Raw genomic sequence first — 9,556 nt, forward strand, 5'->3', positions numbered from 1 at the left:
AACCGCTTATGATTGATGATATGCAAGTCTATATAGCCAATCTTGGCAAGTACAATGAGGGAGAGCTGGTCGGGGACTGGTTCTCTTTTCCGTTGGACGAAGAAGTGATTGCAGAACGTATCGGCTTAAATGCAGAGTACGAAGAATACGCAATCCATGATACGGACAACTTCCCGATGGAGATTAGCGAATACATTTCCATCGAAGAACTGAACCGTATCTATGAGCAGTTGGAAGAATTACCGGATTACCTGCTGGACGACTTGGACAGTTTCGTATCCTATTATGGAAGTCTGGAAGAACTGGTGGAGCATAAAGACGACATCATTCTGTATTCCGGCTGTGAAACGATGACCGATTTAGCCTACTATCTGATTGATGAAGAACAGGTACTCGGAGAAATCCCGTCCTCTTTACAGAACTATATCGACTATGAAGCCTACGGGCGTGACCTCGATATAGAGGGGACATTTATTGCAACAAACGCTGGTATCTGTGAGGTACTGCGTTAAGGGCTGGCAGATCAGCACCGCCACTGGTGCTACTGTCAGCTTTTCTCTTGGGGGCAGTCTGGAAAATCCGGCTGTCCCTGTTGTTAGGAAAATGAAGAAAGGAGCATTTACAAGTGAAGAAAATCCGAAGTTATACAAGTATCTGGAACGTGGAAAAGGTACTGTATGCCATCAATGATGTAAACCTGCCATTCCCTGTGACCTTTACCCAGATTACATGGTTCGTGCTGACGGAATTTATCATCATTCTGTTTGCAGATGTACCGCCACTTTCCATGATTGAGGGTGCGTTTTTGAAATATTTCGGGATTCCCGTTGCCCTTACATGGTTTATGTCACAGAAAACCTTTGACGGGAAAAAGCCATACAGTTACATCAAGACGATGGTGCTGTATGCCCTGCGTCCCAAAGTGACTTATGCCGGAAAAGCCGTGAACCTGCATAAGCAGAAATTTGAGGAAACTATCACGGCAGTAAGGAGTGTGACCTATGTTCCCGATTAAATATATCGACAATAACCTTGTCTGGAATAAGGACAATGAGGTGTTCGCCTACTATGAGCTGATACCGTACAATTATTCATTCTTATCCCCAGAACAGAAATACCTTGTGCATGACAGCTTCCGTCAGCTTATCGCACAGTCCCGCGAGGGAAAGATTCATGCGTTGCAGATTGCAACTGAAAGTTCAATCCGAAGCATACAGGAACAGTCAAAGAAGCTGGTCACTGGAAAGCTCCGTGAGGTAGCAATCCAAAAGATAGACGACCAGACCGAAGCCCTTGTATCCATGATAGGCGACAATCAAGTAGATTACCGTTTCTTTCTGGGATTCAAGCTCATGGTCACAGAGGACGAAGTCAATCTGAAGAACATCAAAAAATCGGTATTTCTGACATTCCGTGAGTTTTTGAATGAGGTAAGGCATACGCTGATGAACGACTTTGTTTCTATGAGCAATGATGAAATCAACCGTTATGTGAAGATGGAGAAATTACTGAAAAACAAAATCTCCCGTAGGTTCAAAATCCGCCGACTGGAAGCCAAAGACTTTGCGTATCTGATGGAACACCTCTACGGCAGGGACGGGATAGCCTATGAAGATTATGAGTATCCTCTTCCAAAAAGAAAATTAAAAAGAGAAACACTGATTAAGTATTATGACCTTATCCGTCCTACCCGTTGCGTGGTGGAAGAAAGCCAGCGATATTTGCGTCTGGAACATGAGGACAGTGAAAGCTATGTGTCCTACTTTACGGTCAATGCCATTGTCGGAGAACTGGACTTCCCATCATCGGAAATCTTTTATTTCCAGCAACAGCAGTTCACATTCCCTATGGATACGTCCATGAATGTTGAGATTGTCGGAAATAAGAAAGCCTTAACCACTGTCCGTAATAAGAAAAAGGAATTAAAGGACTTGGACAATCACGCCTATCAAGCCGGAAATGAAACAAGTTCAAATGTGGTGGAAGCCTTAGACAGTGTCGATGAACTGGAAACAGATTTAGACCAGAGCAAGGAAAGTATGTACAAGTTAAGTTACGTCATACGGGTATCTGCACCCGATCTTGACGAACTGAAACGCCGTTGTGATGAAGTCAAGGACTTTTACGATGATTTGAATGTGAAGCTGGTTCGCCCTGCCGGAGATATGATGGGACTGCATGGAGAGTTTCTTCCAGCCAGCAAACGTTATATCAATGATTATATCCAGTATGTGAAATCCGACTTTTTAGCCGGACTTGGTTTCGGTGCTACCCAGATGTTGGGAGAAAATACAGGAATCTATATCGGATATTCCGTGGATACGGGAAGAAATGTCTACCTACAACCGTCCCTTGCCAGTCAAGGGGTAAAAGGTACGGTCACAAATGCGTTGGCTTCTGCTTTTGTCGGTTCGCTTGGTGGTGGAAAATCATTCTGTAATAACCTGCTGGTGTATTATTCCGTCCTGTTCGGTGGACAGGCAGTTATCCTAGACCCGAAAAGTGAGCGTGGGAACTGGAAAGAAACACTGCCGGAGATTGCAGAGGAAATCAACATTGTAAACATTACCAGTGATTCCAGCAATCAATGGCTGTTAGACCCGTATGTGATTATGAAAGATGTCAAGGACGCTGAAAGTCTTGCCATTGATATTCTGACGTTCCTTACAGGTATCAGCAGTCGTGATGGCGAAAAGTTTCCTGTCCTTAGAAAAGCTGTCCGCACGGTATCCCAGAACACAAACCACGGGCTGTTGCAGGTCATTGAGGAACTGCGAAAAGAGGATACCGCCGTATCCCGTAACATTGCAGACCATATCGAAAGTTTTACGGACTATGATTTTGCACAGCTTTTGTTCTCGGACGGTTCGGTGGAAAATGCAATCAGTCTGGATAACCAGCTCAACATTATACAGGTTGCAGATTTGGTTCTGCCGGATAAGGATACCACCTTTGAGGAATACACGACCATTGAACTGTTGTCGGTATCCATCTTAATTGTTATCAGTACCTTTGCCCTTGACTTCATTCACAGTGACCGAAGCATTTTTAAGATTGTAGACCTTGACGAAGCATGGGCGTTCTTGAATGTGGCACAGGGAGAAACACTCTCAAATAAGCTGGTGCGTGCTGGTAGAGCCATGAACGCCGGAGTCTATTTTGTGACACAATCCTCTGGAGACGTATCGAAAGAAAGTCTGAAAAATAACATCGGCTTAAAGTTTGCGTTCCGCTCCACAGATACCAATGAAATCAAGCAGACCTTAGAGTTTTTCGGTCTGGACAGTGAGGACGAAAACAACCAGAAACGGTTGAGGGATTTGGAGAACGGACAATGCTTAATGCAGGATTTATACGGACGTGTCGGTGTGGTACAGATACACCCTGTCTTTGTAGAACTGCTCCATGCTTTTGATACCAGACCGCCGATAAAAAGTGAGGTGGATTTGGAATGATGAAATCTGTCACAAAAGAAAAGGTATTCCATGTACTGAAACTGGTTCTGCTTTCCGTGACCGTCACACTGGTACTGCTGTCCCTGCTTGGGACGGTAGCTCATGCGTCTGGACTGGTCGATGATACGGTCAATGCAGACAACCTGTATTCAAAGTATCCGCTTTCCAACTATCAGCTTGATTTCTATGTGGACAATAGCTGGTCATGGCTTCCGTGGAACTGGCTGGACGGCATTGGGAAATCAGTGCAGTACGGACTTTACTGTATCACAAATTTTGTCTGGACAATCAGCCTGTATCTTAGCAATGCCACTGGGTATGTGGTGCAACAAGCGTATAAGCTGGACTTCATCAATGACATGGCAGACAGTATCGGGAAAAGTATCCAGACACTTGCCGGAGTGACCGAACATGGATTTTCCAGCAGTGGATTCTATGTGGGATTCCTGCTCATTATCATTCTGATTGTAGGTGTTTATACCGCCTATACAGGACTTCTCAAACGGGAAACAAGCAAGGCACTTCACGCCGTTATCAACTTTGTGGTGGTGTTTATTGTATCTGCGTCCTTTATTGCTTATGCTCCCAATTATATCCAGAAAATCAATGATTTCAGTTCCGACATCAGCACCGCTTCTCTGGACTTGGGGACAAAAATCATGCTCCCCGATTCACAAAGCAAAGGCAAGGACAGCGTAGACCTTATCCGTGACAGCCTGTTTGCGATACAGGTAGAAAAACCGTGGCTGTTATTGCAGTTCGGGAACAGTGATACCGAAGAAATCGGGACTGACCGTGTGGAAGCTCTGGTATCTGCCAGTCCGTCAGACGAAGATGGGGAAACAAGGGAAAATGTTGTAAAAACAGAGATTGAGGATAACGACAATGACAACCTAACGATTCCGCAGGTTGTCAACCGTCTTGGCATGGTGTTCTTCCTGCTCATCTTCAATCTTGGCATTACTATTTTTATCTTTCTGCTTACCGGCATGATGTTGTTTTCCCAGATACTTTTTATCATCTATGCCATGTTCCTGCCTGTCAGCTTTTTAATGTCCATGATACCAACCTATGAAAACATGGCGAAACAGGCAGTTGTCCGTGTGTTCAATGCCATTATGACAAGAGCCGGAATTACATTGGTTGTGACGGTGGCATTTTCGATTTCCAGTATGTTTTACAATATCTCAACAGACTATCCGTTCTTTATGGTGGCATTTTTGCAGATAATCTGTTTTGCCGGAATCTACATGAAGCTCGGAGAGCTAATGAGTATGTTCAGCCTGAATGCCAATGACAGCCAGCAGATAGGTCGCCGGATTTTCCGTAGACCGATGGTGTTCATGCGACATCGGGCAAGACGTATGGAACACAGGATTGCAAGGGCTGTCGGTGCTGGAAGTGTTGCAGGTGCGGTGGCTGGTGCAAGTGTTGCCAGAGCCGGAAAGCCAGCAACGAACCAACCGCCAAAGAAACGGGAAAATACCTCTGCCAGCATGGGAAGCCGTGTTGGTTCTGCTGTGGGTGCTGTGATGGATACGAAAAATAAAGTCCGTGATAGTGCTTCTTCTCTGAAAGAAAATGTGAAAGACCTGCCGACACAGGCTGGTTATGCCGTCCATTCTGCCAAACAGAAAGCAAAGGATAATGTATCGGACTTTAAGCGTGGCGTTGTGGAAGAACGGGAAAACCGACAGGAACAGCGTACACAGAAACGCAACCTGCACAGGGAAAATATCTCACAGAAAAAGCAGGAATTACAGAAAGCACAGGAAGCAAGACAGACCGTTCATGCGAATGGATCAGCGACAGCCGGAGCTACCAGAAGCCATGAACGCCCTGTTGCCACACCTGTTCCAAAACCAGCACAGACCGGTATAGTTACGAAGCCGGATATGAAACGTCCTGCTACTTCTCCTGTGATAAAAAATGCAGAAATCAAGGCTGGAAAAGAAACCGTCCGAACCAATATCAGACAGGAACAGCAGGTTAAATCTGTTGCCAGAGCGAACCAGCCAAACGTAGCAGAATCCATCAGCAATCATAAGAAATCTACGGTACAGAAAACACAGGTCAACCAAAAACAAAATCGTAAGACTGTTACGAAGCAACCAGAGAAAGGACGGAAGAAATGAGATTAAAGCGTATCCTTATCATAGGTACGATATTTCCTGTCCTTTTCTCCATCGTCCTCTTTTTCGGGATACTGATTTCCGGCGAAGATGACGACAGTTCCAACAGTTATTCAACTGTCTACTCTGGCATGAACCTGTCAGCCGATGTCCTCAAACATCAGCCGATGGTAGAAAAATACGCCAGAGAAAACGGTATCACGGAGTATGTGAACGTCCTGCTTGCCATCATACAGGTAGAAAGTGGCGGTACGGCTACCGATGTCATGCAGTCCAGCGAAAGTCTGGGACTACCGCCAAACTCACTAAGTACAGAAGAATCCATTAAGCAGGGGTGTAAATATTTTGCGTCCCTGCTTTCTTCCTGTAAAGCAAAAGGCATGAATGACATTAACGTGGTCATACAGTCTTATAACTATGGTGGTGGCTATACAGACTATGTGGCGAAGAACGGGAAAAAGCACAGCTTCAACCTTGCGGAGAATTTCGCAAAGAATAAATCCGGCGGTATAAAAGTGACCTATACGAACCCGATAGCGGTCAGTAAAAATGGTGGCTGGCGGTATAACTACGGAAATATGTTCTATGTGGAGCTAGTCAACCAATATCTGACCGTGAAGCAGTTCAGCAACGAAACGGTACAGGCTGTTATGAATGAAGCGTTGAAGTATCAAGGCTGGAAGTATGTCTACGGTGGCAGTAACCCGAACACCTCTTTTGACTGTTCTGGTCTTACCCAGTGGTGCTACGGAAAAGCCGGAATCAGCCTGCCACGAACCGCACAGGCACAGTATGACGCAACCCAGCATATCCCATTGTCACAGGCACAGGCTGGCGATTTGGTCTTTTTCCATTCCACCTATAATACCAGTGATTATGTTACCCATGTAGGAATCTATGTAGGAAACAATCAGATGTATCATGCCGGAAATCCAATCGGCTATAGCGATTTGACCTCTGCCTACTGGCAACAGCACATCATTTGTGCCGGAAGAATCAAACAATAGAAAGGACTTGAAATATGTTTAAGAAGAAAGAAAAAACAGAGAAAGCACCTAAGAATAAGAAAGTGCGTACCATGAAAGTCGGGACACATAAGAAATCTGTCCTGCTTTTGTGGGCAGTACTTCTTGCAAGCACCAGCTTTGGTGTGTATAAGAATTTTACCGCCATTGACACCCACACGGTACATGAAAAAGAAATCATTCAGCTAAGATTGAACGATACCAACGGTATTGAAAATTTCGTCAAGAACTTTGCGAAAGCCTACTACTCATGGGATACCAGCAAGGAAGCCATTGAAGCAAGGACAACAGAAATCAGTAAATACCTTACCAAAGAATTACAGGACTTGAACGTCGATACCATCAGAACGGACATACCAACCAGTGCGACCGTTACAAATGTGCTGGTCTGGAATGTAAAGCAGTCTGGAACGGACGATTTTACCGTTGCCTACGAAGTAGATCAGCAGGTAAAAGAGGGAGAACAGACACAGGCAGTCATAGAAAACTATACCGTGACCGTTCATGTGGATAAGGACGGTGCAATGGTCATTACCCAGAATCCAACCCTTGCTCCGGCGGTACAGAAATCAAAGTATGAACCCAAAACACAGGAAGCCGATGTTAGTGTCAGTTCCGACACAGTCAAGGACGCTACCGCTTTCTTGGAAACATTCTTTAAGCTCTACCCGACAGCTACGGAAAAGGAACTTGCCTATTATGTCAAAGACGGAGTGCTTGCTCCTGTATCCGGCGACTATGTATTTTCGGAACTGGTAACCCCTGTCTTTACCAAAGACGGCGACAACCTCAAAGTCAGCGTGTCCGTAAAGTATCTGGATAACAAGTCGAAAATGACGCAAATCTCACAGTGTGAGCTTGTGCTTCATAAGGACGATAACTGGAAGATTGTAGAATAAATGTTACAGCAGAATAGTATGGTAATTGTTTATCCAATCTATACTATTCTGCTTACAATTAGATTGACAAAATAAGAATCCCTCTCATATAATTGGTTGCAATGGTATTGAGGAAATACAACCTTAAATGTATAATGGGAAAGTAGCATTGCAGGAATGAGGTAGGCTAATGAATAAAATATTGATTATTGAAGATGATTTAGAAATAAATGCGTTATTGGCTGATTTTCTAAAAGAAAAAGGATATGCTGTGCATTGCCAATATGATGGACTTCATGTTCTGGATTTTTTGAATAAAGAAAAAATTGATTTGATTATACTTGATATTATGCTTCCTTATCGGAGTGGTGATATTATTTTATCTGATGTACGCAAGAAATTTACGATACCTGTTATTATTATTTCAGCGAAAGAAACTACACAAAATAAAATCGACTTGCTTCGTCTGGGAGCAGACGATTATATCACAAAACCTTTTGATATGGAAGAAGTGCTTGCCAGAATTGAAAGTAATCTGCGAAGAGTACAATTTCAAAATAGCCAGACAGAATGTTTGCAATATAACAATCTGACTTTAGACCTAGAGAAAAATACAGCATTTTTGAATGGAATAGAATTATCCTTAACCGCTAAAGAATTTGGCATTTTAGAATTGTTGATGAAATATCCAGATAAAGTATTTTCAAAATCGAATCTTTTTCAAAGTGTTTGGGATACGGAATATATTGCTGAGGATAATACACTTAATGTTCATATCAGTAATTTACGCAATAAATTAAAAGCGATATGCTCTGATACAGAATTTATTGATACTGTTTGGGGCATTGGCTACCGCCTACATAAAGCTAAGGATTAAACGTTCCTTAGCTTTATTATTTTTTTAACTTTTCTCATTACGATTTAAGAAATTCTTTAAAATTGCCCGTTATACTGGTTTAAGTAAAGGAGGTTTGGGATATGAGTTCAATTATTTTAGAAGCAAAGTCTTTAACCAAAGAATATAAACAAACATTAGCATTAGACCACATAAATTTACAAATAAAAAAAGGAAAAATTTATGGATTTATTGGTCAAAACGGAGCAGGTAAGACTACTTTTTTAAGATTAGTCACAGGGCTTGCGTTTCCAACAAGTGGTACACTTTCTTTATGGGGAAATTCTGGAACAGAAGAATTGCAGAAACAGCGTAAACGAATTGGAAGTATGATTGAAACGCCTGCTCTATTCCCGTCAATGACTGCCTATCAAAATATGGAAGTACAGCGTATTCAACGAGGCATACCAGATAAATCAGTTATTAAAAGGACATTAGATATGGTTGGATTGCAAGATACAGGTAAAAAGAGTGTCCGCAATTTTTCATTAGGTATGCGTCAACGATTGGGGATAGCGATTGCACTTTTAAATACACCAGAACTATTGATTTTAGACGAGCCTATCAATGGTCTTGACCCTGCTGGAATTGTAGAAATCAGAAATTTATTGAAAATTTTGAATAAAGAATATGGTATGACCATTTTGGTTTCAAGCCATATCTTAGAAGAATTGTATCAAACAGCATCAGAATTTATTCTGATTGACCATGGAAAAATTATAGAAGAGATTTCTGATTATGAATTAAATGAACGGTGTAAACGACATATAGCTATTAAAACAACAGATGTTCAGAAAACGGTTCTGGTTTTGGAAGAGAATCTTCATACAGATAACTTTAAACTAATGCCAGATGGCATAATTCGTTTGTATGATTATTTGAATGATTTAGAGACAGTTGCGTCTGCTTTGGCAGAATCGCACATTCTTGTAACAGGACTTTCTGTATCTGGCGATACTTTGGAGGACTATTTTTTGAGCAAAATAGGAGGAACAAAAGATGTCAAATCTCCTAAAAACTGAGATATATAAGTTGTTTCACAGTTGGTATTTTTGGGGAATTGGAATATTCAATCTCCTTTTAAGTAGCATATTGCTGTTAGATAGTAAAGAATGCTCTTCAAACTTAATTATGGCATCATTATACAATATTCCGTTACTCTATTTTTTGA

At 42.3% G+C, this 9,556-nt stretch carries 9 protein-coding genes; all 9 read left to right on the forward strand.

Translation table 11 applies throughout. The annotated features are described in order from the left end of the window. Positions 1 to 8: 8 nt before the first annotated feature. The 9 genes from DXB52_RS11045 to DXB52_RS11085 all read left to right on the forward strand — a co-directional run bounded on the left by DXB52_RS11045 (position 9) and on the right by DXB52_RS11085 (position 9,407). Positions 9 to 512 carry an antirestriction protein ArdA gene (locus DXB52_RS11045; RefSeq protein WP_055153250.1) on the forward strand — a complete coding sequence of 168 codons (504 nt, stop codon included), beginning with the start codon at positions 9 to 11 and terminating at the stop codon, positions 510 to 512. Further along, entirely contained in the window at positions 496 to 690 is a 195-nt protein-coding gene (locus tag DXB52_RS11050) for a hypothetical protein (protein WP_008371331.1), read from the forward strand. The genes DXB52_RS11045 and DXB52_RS11050 overlap by 17 nt, the downstream gene beginning before the upstream one ends. Further along, a complete protein-coding gene (locus tag DXB52_RS11055) occupies positions 626 to 1,015 on the forward strand; it encodes a conjugal transfer protein (RefSeq protein ID WP_005611098.1) in 390 nt (129 codons plus the stop codon). Before DXB52_RS11050 ends, DXB52_RS11055 begins: the two co-directional genes overlap by 65 nt. Further along, positions 1,002 to 3,455, forward strand: a complete 2,454-nt coding sequence (gene tcpF, locus DXB52_RS11060; protein ID WP_118107329.1) for a conjugal transfer ATPase TcpF — start codon at positions 1,002 to 1,004, stop codon at positions 3,453 to 3,455. The genes DXB52_RS11055 and tcpF overlap by 14 nt, the downstream gene beginning before the upstream one ends. Then, a complete protein-coding gene (locus DXB52_RS11065; protein ID WP_118107331.1) occupies positions 3,452 to 5,590 on the forward strand; it encodes a CD3337/EF1877 family mobilome membrane protein in 2,139 nt (712 codons plus the stop codon). Before tcpF ends, DXB52_RS11065 begins: the two co-directional genes overlap by 4 nt. Next, the gene (locus tag DXB52_RS11070) at positions 5,587 to 6,594 is read left to right on the forward strand and encodes a bifunctional lytic transglycosylase/C40 family peptidase (RefSeq protein WP_118107333.1); all 1,008 of its coding nucleotides are present in this window, start codon (positions 5,587 to 5,589) and stop codon (positions 6,592 to 6,594) included. The genes DXB52_RS11065 and DXB52_RS11070 overlap by 4 nt, the downstream gene beginning before the upstream one ends. A gap of 14 nt (positions 6,595 to 6,608) precedes the next feature. After that, positions 6,609 to 7,511: a conjugal transfer protein gene (locus tag DXB52_RS11075; protein ID WP_118107335.1), complete on the forward strand. Its 903-nt coding sequence runs from the start codon at positions 6,609 to 6,611 to the stop codon at positions 7,509 to 7,511. A 169-nt stretch (positions 7,512 to 7,680) separates the two neighbouring features. Further along, positions 7,681 to 8,367 (forward strand): response regulator transcription factor, encoded by a 687-nt coding sequence (locus DXB52_RS11080; RefSeq protein ID WP_005342931.1) that lies wholly within the window; start codon positions 7,681 to 7,683, stop codon positions 8,365 to 8,367. 101 nt (positions 8,368 to 8,468) lie between these two features. Continuing rightward, complete coding sequence (locus DXB52_RS11085) at positions 8,469 to 9,407, forward strand: ABC transporter ATP-binding protein (protein WP_035403278.1); 939 nt, start codon at positions 8,469 to 8,471, stop codon at positions 9,405 to 9,407. Positions 9,408 to 9,556: the final 149 nt, after the last annotated feature.

Origin of the sequence: Ruminococcus sp. OM04-4AA (assembly GCF_003462585.1) — a bacterium.
Taxonomy (GTDB): Bacteria; Bacillota; Clostridia; order Lachnospirales; family Lachnospiraceae; genus Mediterraneibacter; species Mediterraneibacter faecis.